The following is a 16,295-nucleotide window of genomic DNA, read 5'->3' as shown; positions in this document are numbered from 1 at the left end:
CGGACCAGCGGAATACGTGTCGGGTGGTCCGATTTCCCCGGACGGGAGGGAGAAGAAATCCGCATTCCCCTTCGTCAGATGGCGAAGCACGCATTTCTCGCCGGGACCACGGGGTCAGGCAAGACCACGACTCTTCTTCAAACCCTACTCGGGATCGTGGATCAGATGCAGAAGGAGCCGACACGGCACCCGGTTTCACTTTTCTCGATCCGCATGGCGGTGCCATCCAGAAGCTGTTGTCGCACATTCCACCCTCACTCTACCCAAAGATGCACATTGTTCCGCTTGGCCCGACCAAGTATCCGCGCGGCTTGAATCCTTTTGCTCTAGATGATCTGGAGCAAGCTGAAGCGGTGACGGGCGAGTTTGTCGCGATGATGCAGGAACTCTGGCCGGGATCGCGGCCACGTTCGGAGCTTTATCTGCGCAACAACGTCCTGTCCCTGTTGCACGATCCGCCGCAAACGGTGCTCGGCATCACCCGCCTGTTTTTGGACGAGATGTTTCGGGATCAACTCGTCCGCAAACTCCCGTTCCACTTGCAGCAGTTCTGGACGGAGGAGTTTTCGCAGATCAAGAACATCGGGGAACATCTTGGCCCGATTTGGAACAAGCTTGGCGCTTTGACCACCTACCCTTCTCTGCGCCGGATTCTCGGGCAGACCCAAAGCGCAATCGACCTGCGCCGTGCGATGGACCAGGGAGACATGATCCTCATCGACGGCTCTCACTGTACCGAGGACGCCATCAAGATCATCGCCGGGCTGTACTTGATCAACATGCACTTCACCTGTCAGAAGCGGCCCGAACACGCCGCCCGGCTCCACCTGTTCGTCGCCGACGAGTGCCATCTGTATGCGGTGAACATCCTGCAACGCATTTTGGCCGAGGACCGGAAATTTGGCTTATCGCTCATGCTCGCCACGCAGTATCTCGACCAACTGCCCGACCCCATCCTCGCAGGCATCTTGGGAAACGTAGGCACGCTCATCCTGCTCCAACTCGGTGGCCCGGACGCCGACCGCCTGACCCGTTGGCTCAAGCCCGATGTATCCTCCCGCGACCTGCTCAACCTCCCGGAGACGCATGCATTGGTCCGCACCAAACTGGACGGCGGCGTCACCCAACTATTCACCATGCAAAATCCCGTCGTGTCACTTGGGCATGAAGATTGGATTGAGCGCGCGTTTGCCCATTCCGATCGGCACGACGGTCGTCCCGCAGAGGAGGTGGATCGCGAAATCGACGAGATGACGCGGCGATCCCTGCTATCTTCCAAGCAGCAACCCACGCTTCCGGGAGGCAAATCATCGAAGAAGCGCCAAAACGCGGGCGAAGCGTAAGCTCAAACACCGAACAAAACTTCGCACGGTACTCGACACGGAACTCCCAACAAAACGCGAGCGGGCGGATGAGTGGATGGTTCCCGCCACCATGCGGATCGACGAATCAAATCAATCGGGACATATATCCACATTCCGCCCGCAAAGGAAAGGAGGACGCGCACTTGCTGGCCCCTCGAAACCAGGAGCAGGAATTCCTGCTCGCCTTGTACCGATACACCATGTTAACCGTCGATCAGCTCTGTACACTGTTGCACTATCGGCCTGATACGATGTACCAGACACTCGGCAAGATGAAAAAATCGGATTGGGTGCAACCGATGCGCCTTACCTTTCTGCGCCACAATGTCAAAGGATGGTCGTTGACCAAGGCGGGGCTGCAACTCAATCTCGGTCTCACGAAGGAAAACCGCTCTGCATTGCTGCGTCAACCAGGATCGCCACCCAGCCAAGTCGTGCATCTGTACGGAACAAACTGCTTTTTTACAAATCTGATTTTAGAGAGCCTCTCTTATGTCGATGAAGGGCTAGTGGAGTGGATTGGCATGCGGCACAGCGGGGATCGCTACGCCATCACAGACGCCAAAGGACGACGAGCAACGCCCATTCGACCAGATGGCATCGGCACCTATCGTTTCGCGGATGGTTCGGCCGTGACCTTTCATGTGGAATACGATACGGGCAGTGAGCACGGCCTGGACGTTGTATCAAAAACTGTGGAACTACGCGTCGCATCTCCCGAAGTTTTGGGCAGATGTGGGGTCAGCCAACATCTTATTTATCACGCGGGAAGAACACCGCGTCGAACGAATTTTGGAACTGTGGGACGGATTACTTGAGACCCATCTCAAGGGACAGCCGATTCCGCCGGTTTGGGTCATTACAGAACGCCGACTGGACGCAGAGGGTATTTTGGGGTCGGTCTGGAGCGGACGTTCGGAGTGGGAATCACGCTTTGAAGAGTTTCCGAGAACGGACGGGAATACATACCGCTCGGTAACCCCGCTGGGGAAACAAACCCGATTCTCGCCCTTTACAAAGAAATCGTGATTCACAGGCTGTGGATGATTTGCGAGAGGAGGAATTCCCGTGGCGTCTCATACAGACTTGTGCGAGCCCAATTGTCATCAAACTTCGGATGCGATATCCGGTAACGTGAAGACCTTCACGTTCGATTGCGGGAACATCGTCATCCGATTGACTTGTAACGAACCGTCGAAAGAGGCGGTGGAAAACTTCCAAACCGCCTTACACAGCATCCTCCATCGGATGACGACCGAAGGAAGACAAACGGGTGGTAATCAGGATCGATAGAAATCTGCCTACGTCAAAATTTTACCCGTCGCGTCTCGCATCGTCTTCTGTATGAGGATGAGTGCCCATCAAAATGCCCGCGACGAAATCGGCAAACCGCCATAGTTCGCGGCCGCAGGTCTCAACGCACTCGGCTTCCCATCGGTACAGCCATTCATGTTGGTCGGTCGGCAAGAACGCCTTGAGCCGGTCAGCCAAGTCTTGCTGGGTCAGCGAATTCTGTTCGCCGCCCCGCGCGTATTCCTCGTAAAAGTCGTCGATCAGTTTTTCGGCCAATAGTTTCTTCGCAATTTGACACATTGGCGATCCACTCCCGGAAACGTTTGTCCGACTGTAACTCTCGTTCCCGTCCGCCATCAAGTCAAATCCTGTTATCCGTAGGTGCTTACCTGAACTTTGCCGCCACACGTTCCCCGCATTCGCAGCGATTGGAGGAAATCTGCCTACCGTCGCCCGCGCCGCGAATCGCCGCACACGGGCCAACGTGTGCGGCGATGTGGCGGGACGTATGCCATCAGACCGTGCCCAGGTTTCACACCAAGACACCATATCGCACATGCAGCGTGAAATGGCGTCCATCTCCTGCCGTTGACTTCATCCGCAACCCAGAGCCAAGCTGAACATCCGTACTATAACCTGACAATCGAGGTGACACGACATGGAGCAGAAGAAAATTTATGAGGTGGCTGTGTATTTGCGCAAAAGCCGGGACGACACGGGCGATGAAGAAGATGTCCTCCTCAAACACGAAACCGCGCTTACCGATCTCGTTCGAAAAAACAACTGGCGCTATGTCATTTACCGGGAGATTGGCAGTTCCGACAGTATCGATTTCCGTCCCGAGTTCAAACGGCTGCTGAAGGACATCGAGAATGATTTCTATGACGCCATCGTGGTCATGGACTATGACAGGCTCAGTCGCGGCGACAAAGAGGATCGGGCGCGGGTAGAGAAGACCCTTCAGAAGTCGAACACCCTTGTTGTCACGCCACAGCGCGTCTACGACCTGAACGATGAGGATCAGGAACTGATCACGGATATCGAGGGCGTCTTCGCCCGGTATGAGTATCGGATGATTAAGAAGCGGTTCCAGCGCGGTAAGAAAATTGGGGCAAGGCTTGGCCACTGGACCAACGGTCCTGCCCCCTTCCCGTACGTGTATAACTCAGAAGCCCACAGCCTGGATGTAGATCCCGAGAAACTGGATGTCTACAACTTCATGAAGCAACGGATTTTGAGCGGTGCCACGTGCAGCGGCGTCTGCTGAGAGCTTAACCGTCGCTGCATCCCGTCCCCGAAAGGCAAACTGTGGTCTGAAAGCGTGCTGTACCGGCTCATCCTGAATGAAGTGCATCTCGGTCGCGTCGTCTACGGCAAAACGAGTGGTGGACTGCACAAGAAACGTAAAGCTGCGCCGTTCAAAGTAATCCCACGTGAAACCTGAATCGTCGTTGAAAATGCTCATCCAGCGGTCAAGACCCCGGAGGAACACGCAGGGATCGTCACGCTGCTTGAAAGCCGCCGAATCCAGCCCAAGCACGCACGTCGCGGCACATACCTGCTCTCCGGCTTGCTCTATTGTGCCAAATGCGGCTACTCCCTGCAGTTCCAACCGAAACCGAACGGTCGCACACTCGTGAAGAAGTGTCAGAAGACGGATACCTTTGGGAAATGTTGTGGCAATCGCGGGATCGAACTCGAACATGTGGAAAGGGCGGTCATAGAGAGTCTACGCGAACACGAAGCGGAGCTCCTGAGAACGCCGATTTAAATTCACGAATCGGGAATTCCGACGGAGCATCTGCTGCACACGAAGGAGCGAGAACTCGAATCGCTGCGGGATGGAGTAAATCGGCTCAAGGACTTGTTCGTCATGGGCGATGTGACAAAGTTGGAATACAAAACGCGGCTGCAACGCCTGAAGGAGCTCATTGTGAAGAAGGAGAACGATTACGAGCAACTAAAGGAGAGCTTGGACGGGTACTCGCCCCTCATTCACGCCGAACGGCTGCAGATGATTGATGAACTCAAAGCGTCCTGGACAACCGCTATCAACGTAAAGGAGCGGAATCGGCTTATGAAGCTGATCACTCTGCGGATCGAATATACGCGAAACGGGGATGAGGTCGATATTCAGGTGAAGCTTCGATAAGTGAAGGGGAATCATACGAACTTCTCCAAAATCATGACCAACAGTTGGATAGCAATGACTGTTTTGCTCACCTGTTGAAGGCGATCATAGCTTCCACTGAACGCTGCAGCACGAAACCACAGTGAAAAGCCGATCGTCATCTGCGCAAGTCAGCGTTTGTACGCTTCACTCCGAGGCAACACAGCCTGGATGAGCATAATTTGAATCTCTCTATGAACAAAGCGGAACCGAACTCTCCACTCGCCCACGCGCAAACGATACGCGCCATCCGCGTTGATCAGACGTTTCACGTCGCCACGACCCGTCTCGGCGAATACCTCAATGGCGCGTGTAATCCGCTCGATCAGCGGCTTGTCCAACCGCCGAATGTCCTTCAGGGCCCCTTGAGACCATTCAATCTCGTATCTCATAGCCCCAGTTCTCTCTTCAGTTCGTCCATCGACGTCGTTCGCCCAGCCATGAAATCCTCATCCGCCCGCTTGGCACGTTCCCTCTCTTCATCTGTTTCCGGTTCATCATCAAGCATAGCGTTTTCAAGTGCAAAGCGAACAGGATCCTTCCCCACGTCTCGAATGAATTCGAGGTATCGGCGTGCCGCATTCAGCTCATTTTCAGGGAGTTCATCCACCAAACGCCGCAGTTCTTCCCGCTCCACAGTCACCGACAGCCCTCCTTTTATCATAACGGCATAGACCCGAACAATATTGCACAACTGCATAAGGTAATTATAACGCGCGCGGGTCGTTTTTTGAAGACGTCAAGTTAGCGTGGTACTGCGTTCAGAAGGGAAGTGAAACAAAGTGAGGTCATGTAAATAAACGTATTGGTTTCTTGAAAATATCTCGGCTGGAGTAGTTTACGGATCCGCTACCAGTGACAGGTCGATAAACGAATCCACTTTCAGCGTATATTGCTATTCATAGCCCCTCAGGGCTACGAATAGCCGATGGAGGGGAATACAGCCTTCGACTCGCGGACTGCTTTTTGGAACGCCTCTGGCCCCCATGGGTACAAGTCGACCGGGTTGTGGGCGTGTTGGAGCAGGTATGGGGATTTTTCGTGGATCAGGCGGTTGGTAAATTTGTGTTGACCATTGTTGGAGTTCACGGGTGAATCATCCTCTCTGGATGGTTTCCCGTCAGTATACATCCAAGCGGCGGAAAGTATTGACGGATGTATGTACGTCACGTATGTTCAGATCAGCTTTAGCGCTTATTTTTAGCAGCAATTTGGCATGTGTATTCCGTATTTCAGGCACCGCCTTATTGGAATTTTGTCCCCGCTAACGCAACAACTCTCTTATCGTTTGAGTTGTTCACTTACCCATTTGTACACGTATTCAAACATTCCGATACTGATATAATGGTTCATTCGTGGAACCTCTTGAAATTCAACAAGCGTTGTATGATTTCCCACGTAATTCTTTAGCAATTCCTTATAGAACTTACGTTGCCCGTCTATCGGAACAATGGAATCAGAAGCACCGTGTTGCAGAAGAATTGGACGACGTGGTAGACGTGCTATTTTTCGTATTGGGTCAAACAGGCGAATCAGATGTAATTCTTCATCGGTGGCAGGGCTACGTCCATCCATGCGACGGAACAAAGCCTCAGACTCTTCCCATGCCCCAGAACCATTAATACTAACGACACAATGAACATCCGGATAATTAGCAAAGATTCCAGCCACAGTGAATCCGCCCATAGAACTTCCAACTAAAGCACTGGTTTTCGCATTAACTCCCCATGTAAGATGGGCATAATCCAAGAGACTCTTGAATTCCTCGACCGATTGAATTATAACCTTCCAGAAGTCACTTTGTACGTTTCGTTCAACCGAACGATCTCCGTGAAGTGGTGCATCAGTCACAATCACTCGGAAACCAAACAGACTCAAGACTTCGGCTTCAAATACGTAGTTGTCTTTAGCTGAGTCCCAACCGTGATACAAGAAGATTGTAGGCAGTGATTCTGATGTACGCTCTCTAAGTGCAAATTGGGAGACCGGTATCCCATCAACAATTGCATTTTCATATGCTACCATCGAATGCATTCGCCATATCCCTCAACTTTCGTGTTGCATACTTCTCCCGTTTGGTCAAGAAGTTCCAAGGCTTATAGCTGTATCCAAAAACGAAGGTGTGTCTTGAGAAAATGAACCATTCCATGAAAATTTGAAGGGTCTTTGGAAATGACCCATGGTATCATGTCTTCTCCTCTCCCAACCCATTCGTGATAAAAGGACAAATACTCGTTTTGAAATTCTGTAGATGGATATGAAAGATAAACAGTTATGCCGACACATCCCTTACAGTCAAATCACACGGTTAATCCGTAGCACTTCTGCCCAATCGTTTCGGTGCCATCGACGAGAGAGAATTTTCATGCAAGAACCACGTGGGATGAGGCTTCAGTTCTTACCCACGTGAGTACAATTTCACGAGGTCAAAATCCTCTTGAATTTTTGGCGCGAAACACCTTCTGGACCATTCGGAAGTGGCTCGTCCAATGGAACAAATCCGAACTTCTTATACAGCATCCTTGCAGGTCGCCCTTCAATTACATTATCACCAAAAGTAGTGACCACTACCTCTGCGGGAGTTTTTACCAACCTAAACACATAATTAAGTAATTCGGTCGCTACGCCCTGCTTTCGTGCCTTAAAAGACACCGATAACCAGCCTATTTTGTATGTGGGAGGATTAGATGACCACAACAATCCTCCAAGTAATGGACTACCTGGTGGACCGCCATTGAGTCGTACGCAATAAGCCGAATTCCGACCAATGGTTTTTTCTAATCCCTTAACGAAATTTTGGTCGCTAACCATAGATCCAAATAAATATTCCACTTCAGCCGCCAGTTTTAGCCACTCGGTAATGTCGTCCATCGTGGCATGCACTACTTCCAACGATGAATCCCCCTTTCTGTCGTTCTTCTGCTCGATTGTGACGGAACTTGCATCACTTCACCATTGTATATTTACGCAGTCTGACAGGCGATCCTATGTTCTAGACACGCCTCCGTTAGCAACACAAATTTCATCACTGTTTTGGAGGCTTTAAATAGTTTTCCGCTACCTGCTCAGCTTTCCTCACACTTGTCTGTGAAAACATGTTTTGATATGGATGATCGATGCTATAGATAGCAATCACCTTGCCGTTTCAAGCATCAACAAGTGCTTGCACGTAGTTGATAGTGAACTGTCGAGCATTGTCTTGACCAGTAACGATATACACTCTACGTGGATCAAACAGTCGTCCATTGTCGTACCAAGCCAGTCTAACCTCACCGAACTGTACTTGTGAACTTGAGGCTACATTCTTCACTTTTTCGTTTGCGATTCGTAGAGCCCGTTGATAAGATATCAATGGTCGAGTGAAAAACAAAAAGTCGCACACGAAAAGAATAATGAGAGCAAGCAATGTAGGAAACCACCAACGTTTTAGCTTTGACAAAAAATCACCTCCTGAGAAAAAATTACATAGCATGCGTGTTGCGTTTTTCTGCCTGATTGCGCAGCAAGACGGTCGCGGTAACAAACGCATAATCATGTCAAGAGCTTCCTTGCAGTTCCTAGGAGTATTCCTTCAACAAGAAGTTGATTTGCTTTTCTACTAGTCTACCAAACCTCCATCACGTTAACTGCCTGGTAAACAGTCAAGATGATAGATATCGAATCGCGCCAGAGCCTCAACGACTCTCTCGAGCCATGTATTCATTCGATCTGCATGCAGGAACCGAAAGTAGAGGCTCCGTAGAAAGTGTTCCGCGTTTGCCCCACACAATGTCTCATCCCCATCATTATCTTGGTCCGTTACGAGTTGAAATGAGTCCAACCATCGTTGAATGTTAGCTGACTCAGTCTTGTTGTGATGGATGATCGAGAACGCGGCGAACGCCAATCGGTCGTCTTCCAGGTATCCTAAAGGATACGGGACCATTGCAAGATGTTTGATACCCTGCAGAATTGAGTCACCCAACTCCTTGGTTGCTGCCGGGTGGGTGCCACAAGCCATAAGCGCGTCAGCTGTATGTGCAACAGAATGAGCCCACCCCTTGTCTGGTACATACCCGCGCCAGTCCCGCTCGGTGATGGCGTAGCTCAGGAGGCGATTAGCTACTTCCTCCACTACTGATGTGCTGAATCTGTGAGCATATTCGCCGTGTACTAGCAATAGCGGAATCATCAAGGCTGAGAATGATCGCATAAAGACCGTGTCCGTGCCTGATTCTCCGATTCCATGGAATAGATGCTCAGCATCCGTCGACATCCCGAGTAACTCTTCGTGATCGGAGAATCCGAGGTGTCCTCCGACGCTAAGCATGCCCATCAGCCGATACGTTAGATCATCTCGGAGCTCTGGATCAGAAGAAACCAAGTTTTGCATCAATTCACGCGCGAATTGCCCAGCGTTCTCACCGGACGGCAACTGATCAGATTCGATGATCTCGCGCAAAAACATTTTGTTTTGCATTTGTCCCGGTTCTCGTGTCATAGAGAATTCATTCCTCCAATCTACTATTCCAAGGCATGTTTTCTTGCCGTCAACGCAGTCCGCTTACGTCGTATTCCTGCCCCCATATCCGAAGAACAGTGACTACCTCACATTGAATATTCATGCAACAAGGAGCAGGCTACTCTTCTTCAGGACTTGCACCCGTAAATGCAAGAACCCAGGGTGGGAATTATCGTGGGTTTGTTGCAATCCAAATAGTCCATCGATCCTTCTCGATGATTTCATCAAAATCATGTAACCTCTCATCGATAAATGAGACCAGCAATCCGATTTCACTAGCGTTAAGCTCGTGCAAAATTGACCTCCCTTTTCGCTGTCGAACGTCTTCAAGGAACTCTTCCTTTGATGGATATACTTTCCTAGTTTCCCACGCAGTTATCGACTTAGTTTGTTCGAATCCGACGGTATGTAGTTCACTCAGAACTGCTTCATCTGTTCTACGACGACCAGACTCGAGCTTCAAAAGTCGTGGAAAGCATTCGAAGAAGTATCCCCGAATATGTTCACATGAACCTGGTAACGCAATATCATCGGGAGTACGGTCTTGAATAATCACCTTCCCTCCTGGCTTCAGGATTCGGGTTGCTTCCTCTAGACAGGGGCGAATATCTGTCAGATGATGAATCAAAGCTCGTTGAAACACGACATCGACTGAACTCTCGGTTAACCCCGTGTTTGCCGCATCACCGACTTGAAACAAGATACTGTATAAATCAGAACAACTTTCTGTAGCTGCCGAAATCATGTTTGGTGAGCTGTCTACTCCTGTGACTTCCCTTGCCCCTAATGCAAGCCAAGCCCTTGAATAAATGCCACCACCACATCCAACATCGGCAATACAAAGACCGTTGGGATCAGCAATGGACAAAATTGCTTTAGTCCAAGATTCATCAGCAGTTCTGCCGGTATAAGTGAACTTGTTTCGTTCATCAATGAAATTAATCGGCATCTGGGCACCCCCGAATCAGAAACGACTTTGAATCAAGTATAGGAATCGATAATACCTTGATAAATAAGGTATTGATAATCGAAACGGGGGCATCTTCTTTTCCAATTATGCTGCCCGAAACTGCAGCAAACCCCGCGACGCGTACCTGTATAATCCTACACCAGCGGCTCCGTGATGACTATTGCAGATTTGGCCCCATTACCTCAAGAAGACGTAAAGGACTTTTCGTCATCCCAGAATACGGAGGTCGTCGTGCAATTAGCCCAATCATAGCGAAGAATCGCGTAAGCTACTGAATCAACCCAATCCAACGGACTCTCACCTGTTTTCCATCCAGCTCGATAATGAGCCTCCTTTACGTATCCACATGACAGCAAAACTTTGCGCATAGCAACATTGTCTTGTCGTGTATTAGCTTCGAGGCGTGTGATTTCTGTGTAATTTTCAAATGCAAAGTTAGTCAACCAACTTACTGCCTTCCGTCCTATTCCTACGCCGCGGTGACTCGTGTTAATTCTGATATCAAACATAGCGGTTGAATCAAGTAAATCGTACAGTTGTATAAGTCCAACCTTGCTCTGCGACCCCACTTCAATCCAAAATGTTTTCTTATCATCTCCGTGTAAACCGCCACGCTCAATCCATCCGACTGCTTTTTCAAATGAGATACTCGAATTACTAAAGTTGTCCCACTCATCTGAGGATAGCCATTGAGCAAGTGTCTCTTTTTCGTTCAGACTGACCTCGGTAAACTGAATTCCGCTAATTGATGACACTTTGACGCCCCTTTTCTTGTGTCTTACTGCGCACTACTGCCCGAAATCGGCGTAAGTCGCCTTTAAAGACGTGATTACTTATCCTGATAGATAGCTGAATACACCCTTGGTTGAGTGTCACGAAACGCGTATAGCTCTCTTTCTACCTCATTCTCAGTATACACATTGAAGATACGTTCTTGCTGTAAAAAGGACTCAAGACCAATCTGTCCCCTTTCGCCAGGATTGCTCCTTTCTTATCATCGAACACGAGGCGCTTGAAGCCGTCCCGTATCAGTGAGTCAAGATAACGTTTTCTCTTTCATTGACACAACCTTGGCACCCTATTCGAATTTCAGGAAGGTAAGATGATAACATGCGGTAGTGGGCAGGGTGGCGAATCGGATCGCCACCCTCTTTGTTTTCTCCAGTATCGCGATCACGCCAAGGAGGCTTGTCTCATGAAACTACAAAAAAGGCGAGACATGACCTTTTACCGAATTCCCTCCAAGCGACCTCAAGTTTCACAGCCCGAATGACGCCATGTGTTCGTGTAGTCCCTGGTGTCGCTCGAACTCTCGGGACGCCTGGCGTGGCTATAAGACCAGCTTCCGTTCAGGTTCGTGTCTGTAAGGCGGCCCAGCGACCGTCACACTCTAACTCGGTGTACCCAGCCGTCGCACACTGGGTGTCCAAAGCGCGTTTCACTTGCCTATCCAAATGTTTATCTCATGGAGATTCCAAAATTGCTGACGAACTGGCGTAAAAATGCAGTCAATTTACATGAAGATCGACTCGTTCGCTGTTTACTGCTACTGGAAGTCGCGGACAACGATGAAATCCGAGATGAGTTAGAGACGATTGCAAAGAAGGCCCCGGCCATGAAAGAGGCATTTGAAAAGTGGGAGGATATCAGTCGCAATCCCAAGGCATTTGCCGAGTACCACTCTAGACGCATGGCGATTTTGGACGAAGCATCCGTAATGAGGAAAGCGGAGATACGTGAAGAATGGGCACGTTTAGAAGGGAAGCACGAGGTCGTTCGACAACTTTTGAGGAATGGATTTGACATTGATACTGTATGAAAGGCTTCAGGAATATCCAAGGGATAAGTCGGGTAAATTTCTAAAAATCCAAATTAAAACGCTTCGCACTTTCACTGATTTCAACATCTCACTTGACGTGAAACATCTTTAGATATGAAGCGTGATAGAGAACCACCTTCTAACTTCGATGGCTCCCACCACTATTTGCAGAGGAAACTTTTGGCTTGGGAGATCATTCGATGCACCTCTTATAAGTGCGCTTATGCCTATCCTCTGCATCTTGATCATTCATCAGTACGGTGCCTTTTTATCAAACCCTCCAAAAATTGCGCTGCCTCTGTTGCTGTGGGAATCGCAAGCACGTTCTCCTTGACAAACTCCTGCGCTTGCGGATATCCGCTCGCTTCGATGTCTCTCGCGGCTGTTTCCAAGTCATACGTCGTACGCCTGAACTCGAACCCATCCGGTCCAATCAACATCCAATACGCGCCCGGTTGCTCTGCGTAAGGCATGCCCACGCTCCCCGCATTGAGAATGCGCAATCCTTTTACTTGGCGTTCAAATTGCATGTGCGTATGTCCGCATACGACAAATAACTCTTCTACACCCGCAAAGATACGACTGATGTACTCTGAAGTGGAAATTGGTGTGAAGATTTCCTCATCGCTATGAGGCGTGGCATGACAAAACAGGACATCCCCCAACCCCTCCACTTGAAGCGTCATGCGCTCTGGTAACTGGGCCAGAAAATCTCTCTGTGAACGTGCTAGCTGTTCGGCAGCCCACTCTGTCACACGACGCCCTTCTTCAGACATCGTTTCTGGCAGAGATTTGCCGTCAAAGGCCGTCACCACTTCACGGTCGCCATTTCCACGAATAAAGTGAACCGGTAGGTTTAGAGAAGAGAATCGATCCAATGTTTCCCGAGGCATTGGACCGGAAACGATGTCGCCTCCCACCAATATGTGATCCGGTTGCACGTTCTTCAATTCCTTGAGCACTGCGTTCAATGCTGGCAAGTTGCCGTGAATATCATAAATCGCAACGACCGTGCGAATGACGTCCGTCGTCATCTGGCATCCCATGCCTTCCATGTTCGCAGCAAGTCAAGCTCTCGCTCATGGCTCAGCCCCGCCTTTAAATTGCTATCCTGCGGCCGTGTTTGATCCCATCTCAAAGTATCACGTACGGTTTCTAAAAGGGGGCGACAGGTTAGACCTTGTGCAATCGCCCGTTTGACGTTAACGGTTGTAAAACCTGGCCAACCCGTCTTGTCAGAAATCCAAAGCGGTAATTCAGCCCATTCTTTTACACCCTGTGACTGAAGGAACACTTCACTAACCCACATTGCACTTCCTGCCGATGGAATTGCATCCCTCAAGTTTTCGATAAAGTCCTCCATCGTCAGCACCTTTTCAGGACCCGTGGCATTGTATACGCCGCTCATCTTGTGCTCGACCATCTGAATGATCCACTCCGCCAAATCTCTTCCATCAATAAACTGGATTGGATAGTCACGCCGTCCTGGTACGAGGACTTCCCCACCCTGTCCAAATCGTCGCACCCAGGAGGTGAACCGATCTGTGGGGTCGTGTGGCCCGACGATCAACCCTGGTCGAACAACTAGCGCACGATCACCGAACGTCGACTGAACTTCCCTCTCACACTGCGCCTTAAGTGCACCGTAATGCTCAGCTACGTTTTCGGTCGTCTCATCCTCCAATGTTCCAACTGGCGCGTCCTCATCCATTCCGGCTTGGGAGAAATCCACGTACACAGAAATACTCGAAACGAACGTATAGTGAATAACGGCGTCTTTCAACATTTCCACCGACTGGCGAACAATCCGTGATACATAGCCACTCGTGTCAATTACCGCATCCCAGTTCCGCCCACGGAGCGCATCGAGATTCCCATCCCGATCGCCACGCAAATTTTCGACATTCGAATACAACTCCGGGTTGGTCTGACCCCGGTTGAACAACGTGACTTCATGGCCGTTTGTAAGAGCTACATCGACCAAGTGTCGCCCTAAAAACGCTGTGCCACCCAAGATCAAAATCCGCATATCTCGCCTCCATTCTCAAACTCTACCTTGCAATCACATCGTCGATGAGGCCGTAACGTTTCGCTTCCTCGGCGCTCATGAACCGATCCCGGTCAGTATCCGCTGCGATTTGTTCGATGGGTTGCCCCGTGTGTCTCGCCAAAAGTGCGTTGATTTTCTCCCGAGTCTTCAAAATCCAATCCGCATGAATTTTGATGTCAGATGCCTGCCCTCTGGCTCCACCGAGAGGCTGATGGATCATCACTTCGCTGTTTGGTAGCGCAAATCGCTTGCCTTTCGCACCTGCTGTCAACAACACCGCGCCGAAACTCGCGGCCATGCCCACGCAGATGGTCGATACGGCCGGTTTGATGTGCTGCATCGTGTCGTAAATGGCGAAACCCGCCGTGACCGATCCGCCTGGGCTGTTGATGTACATCTGAATGTCCTTGTCCGGATCATCCGCTGCGAGGAATAAAAGTTGGGCCACAATTGCGTTTGACATGTCATCGTCGATTTCGGAACCTACCATTACAATTCGATCTTTCAGAAGCCTTGAATAGATGTCGTAGCTGCGTTCGCCACGACTGGTTTGCTCAATCACATACGGAATGAGTGCCATGGACGAATCCCCCTCTCAAAATGTGTTATGCGGCGGCCAACATGGATATCGAATTGTGGTCGATCGCCTTTCTCGTGTCAGCTTGTCGCTGCACAATTGCGAGAACTTTGGTCGTGGCCTGAATCGAATCGAGAGCACCGTCTTGGCAAAGATGGATGAGCATGCAGACGTCCGCTGATTGGAATGCGGATACATAGGCCTCCAGGATCTCCTTCTGCGTTTCGTCAGCGACAGGTGAGATCTCTACACCTTCCTTGAAGAGTTCTAACCGTACCCTTGCTCGGTGCAAGGTCGCCTTTACCGCACCACGACTTATCTGAAGCAATTCTGCTGCCTCACGATCCGTATATTGAAACACATCACAGAGAAGAACGACTGCCCGCTGTCCGGGTGTCAAGGTTGCTACCAGAACCTGCAACGCCTCTTCCAGCGATGAGGAATCCTGCGGGTCTACACATAAGTGATCAACCCATTCATCTGGATCAAAAAACTGATTCTTACCCTGCTTGCGGAGATGATCGAGCCAGGTGTTCTTTGCAATACGTTTGAGCAGTGCAGGCAGGTTTGGATGTGACTGCTCCCCGTTCAGCACTGGCATGGCCTTGAGCAACGTTGCCTGTACCAGATCCTGTGCATCGTGCTTTGAGCCGCTCAAGAACTCACAGTACCGCACCAACTGTGAACGAAGCATCGAAATCTCTTTACGGTCCATCTGCTGGGATGATTCCAATGAATGTATGGATACACCTTGCACGGACACCATGCCGCCTCCTTCCTGCTGACACTAGATTAACGATTGAGACGACCAGAAGGATACGAGTCGCCAAAAAAGTTACAAATCGTGATTCGACCGGATCATGTCCCGGCATAGAACTCCGTTCCTCATAAAGAGATGCACACCCGTTGTCCCTTGAAGATTGCACGTCTCTCCAAGTACATCCCGACTTGCTCTGCCACAGCAAATGACATGACACGAATTTTTGCATATATTGGTTACTCAGACTTCCCCGCATACTCTGCCTCTACCTGCCGGAGAGCATTCGTCACCAGCACGTCGTCACAGATCAACAGTCCATGCAGCACACCGTGAAATGGCGCTAGCTTGCGGTAAAACCCCTGCCGTGCGCAGAACAATTCATCCATCGGGCCGTGATAAAATGGTGTCAACTCTGGCCACACGTCATACGCGGGATCACCCATTCCGCAATCGCCAAAATCAATCACACCGATTTCACCTGTCTCTGTGTTGACCAAAGTGTGTTCAGCAGCGAGATCGCCATGAAGCAGAACAGGTTCGAATTGAAAGTTCTGTGGTCTGGCTAAGAAGTCTTCGATGACCTCTATCACGACGGGTCGGACGGGACAACGCAGCAAGGGGATTGCGTCCTCCGGTGGGATTTCTGACAGTGGCGTGCCCAGTAGCTTCCGGTAACCCACAGCTGTTACCGGAGAATCACCATGCGCTGCTCCTATCAACTTGATGTTAGGCTTTAGTGGTGGACACAGCGAATCGAGAGTGTGAAAATAAGTAAATCGATTCGAGGTGTT

The 16,295-nt window shown here is 50.2% G+C and carries 19 protein-coding genes and 3 pseudogenes; 7 read left to right on the top strand and 15 right to left on the bottom strand.

The genetic code is table 11. The features are described from left to right. Together AYW79_RS13100 and AYW79_RS13095 are read left to right on the top strand one after the other, a co-directional pair. Positions 1-1,343, top strand: a pseudogene (locus AYW79_RS13100) (type IV secretory system conjugative DNA transfer family protein); the annotation flags it as partial. Positions 1,344-1,507: 164 nt separating this feature from the next. Then, complete coding sequence (locus AYW79_RS13095; RefSeq protein ID WP_067566776.1) at positions 1,508-2,182, top strand: replication-relaxation family protein; 675 nt, start codon at positions 1,508-1,510, stop codon at positions 2,180-2,182. A gap of 496 nt (positions 2,183-2,678) precedes the next feature. Here AYW79_RS13095 and AYW79_RS13085 read toward each other — a convergent pair whose 3' ends face one another. After that, the gene (locus AYW79_RS13085; RefSeq protein WP_156481907.1) at positions 2,679-3,014 is read right to left on the bottom strand and encodes a hypothetical protein; all 336 of its coding nucleotides are present in this window, start codon (positions 3,012-3,014) and stop codon (positions 2,679-2,681) included. A gap of 301 nt (positions 3,015-3,315) precedes the next feature. Between AYW79_RS13085 and AYW79_RS15340 the strand changes: the two genes are divergently transcribed. The 4 genes and pseudogenes from AYW79_RS15340 to AYW79_RS13070 all read left to right on the top strand — a co-directional run bounded on the left by AYW79_RS15340 (position 3,316) and on the right by AYW79_RS13070 (position 4,809). Further along, positions 3,316-3,924: a recombinase family protein gene (locus tag AYW79_RS15340; RefSeq protein WP_079289979.1), complete on the top strand. Its 609-nt coding sequence runs from the start codon at positions 3,316-3,318 to the stop codon at positions 3,922-3,924. A 12-nt stretch (positions 3,925-3,936) separates the two neighbouring features. Then, positions 3,937-4,101, top strand: a pseudogene (locus AYW79_RS16425) (recombinase family protein); the annotation flags it as partial. Between the two features lie 126 nt (positions 4,102-4,227). Then, a complete protein-coding gene (locus AYW79_RS16420) occupies positions 4,228-4,428 on the top strand; it encodes a recombinase zinc beta ribbon domain-containing protein (RefSeq protein WP_197461020.1) in 201 nt (66 codons plus the stop codon). A gap of 102 nt (positions 4,429-4,530) precedes the next feature. Next, positions 4,531-4,809, top strand: a complete 279-nt coding sequence (locus tag AYW79_RS13070; protein ID WP_067566768.1) for a hypothetical protein — start codon at positions 4,531-4,533, stop codon at positions 4,807-4,809. A 149-nt stretch (positions 4,810-4,958) separates the two neighbouring features. Here AYW79_RS13070 and AYW79_RS13065 read toward each other — a convergent pair whose 3' ends face one another. From AYW79_RS13065 to AYW79_RS13030, 9 genes and pseudogenes are all read right to left on the bottom strand, one after another. Continuing rightward, positions 4,959-5,219, bottom strand: coding sequence for a type II toxin-antitoxin system RelE family toxin (locus tag AYW79_RS13065; RefSeq protein ID WP_067566766.1), 261 nt, complete (start codon positions 5,217-5,219; stop codon positions 4,959-4,961). Next, positions 5,216-5,470 (bottom strand): hypothetical protein, encoded by a 255-nt coding sequence (locus AYW79_RS13060; RefSeq protein ID WP_067566764.1) that lies wholly within the window; start codon positions 5,468-5,470, stop codon positions 5,216-5,218. The genes AYW79_RS13065 and AYW79_RS13060 overlap by 4 nt, the downstream gene beginning before the upstream one ends. A 272-nt stretch (positions 5,471-5,742) precedes the next feature. Then, positions 5,743-5,958 (bottom strand): DUF255 domain-containing protein, encoded by a 216-nt coding sequence (locus AYW79_RS15325; protein ID WP_067953297.1) that lies wholly within the window; start codon positions 5,956-5,958, stop codon positions 5,743-5,745. A gap of 150 nt (positions 5,959-6,108) precedes the next feature. Next, positions 6,109-6,861 carry an alpha/beta fold hydrolase gene (locus tag AYW79_RS13055; protein ID WP_067566760.1) on the bottom strand — a complete coding sequence of 251 codons (753 nt, stop codon included), beginning with the start codon at positions 6,859-6,861 and terminating at the stop codon, positions 6,109-6,111. 95 nt (positions 6,862-6,956) lie between these two features. Then, positions 6,957-7,103 (bottom strand): annotated as a pseudogene (locus tag AYW79_RS16185) (GNAT family N-acetyltransferase); the annotation flags it as partial. 142 nt (positions 7,104-7,245) lie between these two features. Beyond that, positions 7,246-7,710: a GNAT family N-acetyltransferase gene (locus tag AYW79_RS13050; protein ID WP_231877888.1), complete on the bottom strand. Its 465-nt coding sequence runs from the start codon at positions 7,708-7,710 to the stop codon at positions 7,246-7,248. 739 nt (positions 7,711-8,449) lie between these two features. Continuing rightward, entirely contained in the window at positions 8,450-9,307 is an 858-nt protein-coding gene (locus AYW79_RS13040) for a DUF2785 domain-containing protein (protein WP_067566754.1), read from the bottom strand. Between the two features lie 190 nt (positions 9,308-9,497). After that, on the bottom strand, positions 9,498-10,277 hold the full coding sequence (locus tag AYW79_RS13035; RefSeq protein ID WP_067566752.1) for a class I SAM-dependent methyltransferase: 780 nt from the start codon (positions 10,275-10,277) through the stop codon (positions 9,498-9,500). Positions 10,278-10,480: 203 nt separating this feature from the next. Then, positions 10,481-11,053 carry a GNAT family N-acetyltransferase gene (locus AYW79_RS13030; protein WP_067953293.1) on the bottom strand — a complete coding sequence of 191 codons (573 nt, stop codon included), beginning with the start codon at positions 11,051-11,053 and terminating at the stop codon, positions 10,481-10,483. Positions 11,054-11,778: 725 nt separating this feature from the next. Here AYW79_RS13030 and AYW79_RS13025 point away from each other — a divergent pair. Continuing rightward, positions 11,779-12,117: a hypothetical protein gene (locus AYW79_RS13025; RefSeq protein ID WP_067566750.1), complete on the top strand. Its 339-nt coding sequence runs from the start codon at positions 11,779-11,781 to the stop codon at positions 12,115-12,117. A gap of 245 nt (positions 12,118-12,362) precedes the next feature. Here the strand turns inward: AYW79_RS13025 and AYW79_RS13020 are convergent, their stop codons facing one another. The 5 genes from AYW79_RS13020 to AYW79_RS13000 all read right to left on the bottom strand — a co-directional run. After that, the gene (locus AYW79_RS13020) at positions 12,363-13,151 is read right to left on the bottom strand and encodes a metallophosphoesterase family protein (RefSeq protein WP_067566748.1); all 789 of its coding nucleotides are present in this window, start codon (positions 13,149-13,151) and stop codon (positions 12,363-12,365) included. Continuing rightward, complete coding sequence (locus AYW79_RS13015) at positions 13,148-14,146, bottom strand: NAD-dependent epimerase/dehydratase family protein (protein ID WP_067566746.1); 999 nt, start codon at positions 14,144-14,146, stop codon at positions 13,148-13,150. The genes AYW79_RS13020 and AYW79_RS13015 overlap by 4 nt, the downstream gene beginning before the upstream one ends. 22 nt (positions 14,147-14,168) lie before the next feature. Beyond that, a complete protein-coding gene (clpP, locus tag AYW79_RS13010) occupies positions 14,169-14,747 on the bottom strand; it encodes an ATP-dependent Clp endopeptidase proteolytic subunit ClpP (protein WP_067566744.1) in 579 nt (192 codons plus the stop codon). Between the two features lie 25 nt (positions 14,748-14,772). Beyond that, positions 14,773-15,507: an RNA polymerase sigma factor gene (locus tag AYW79_RS13005; protein WP_067566742.1), complete on the bottom strand. Its 735-nt coding sequence runs from the start codon at positions 15,505-15,507 to the stop codon at positions 14,773-14,775. Positions 15,508-15,740: 233 nt separating this feature from the next. Then, positions 15,741-16,295 (bottom strand): phosphotransferase family protein (locus tag AYW79_RS13000; protein ID WP_156493907.1); only part of this gene is annotated, 555 nt, incomplete at its 5' end.

It is taken from the genome of Ferroacidibacillus organovorans (assembly GCF_001642725.1).
Taxonomy (GTDB): Bacteria; Bacillota; Bacilli; order Alicyclobacillales; family SLC66; genus Ferroacidibacillus; species Ferroacidibacillus organovorans.
Note: the sequence above shows the minus strand (reverse complement) of the source record. Positions and strands in the feature narration are given on the sequence as shown.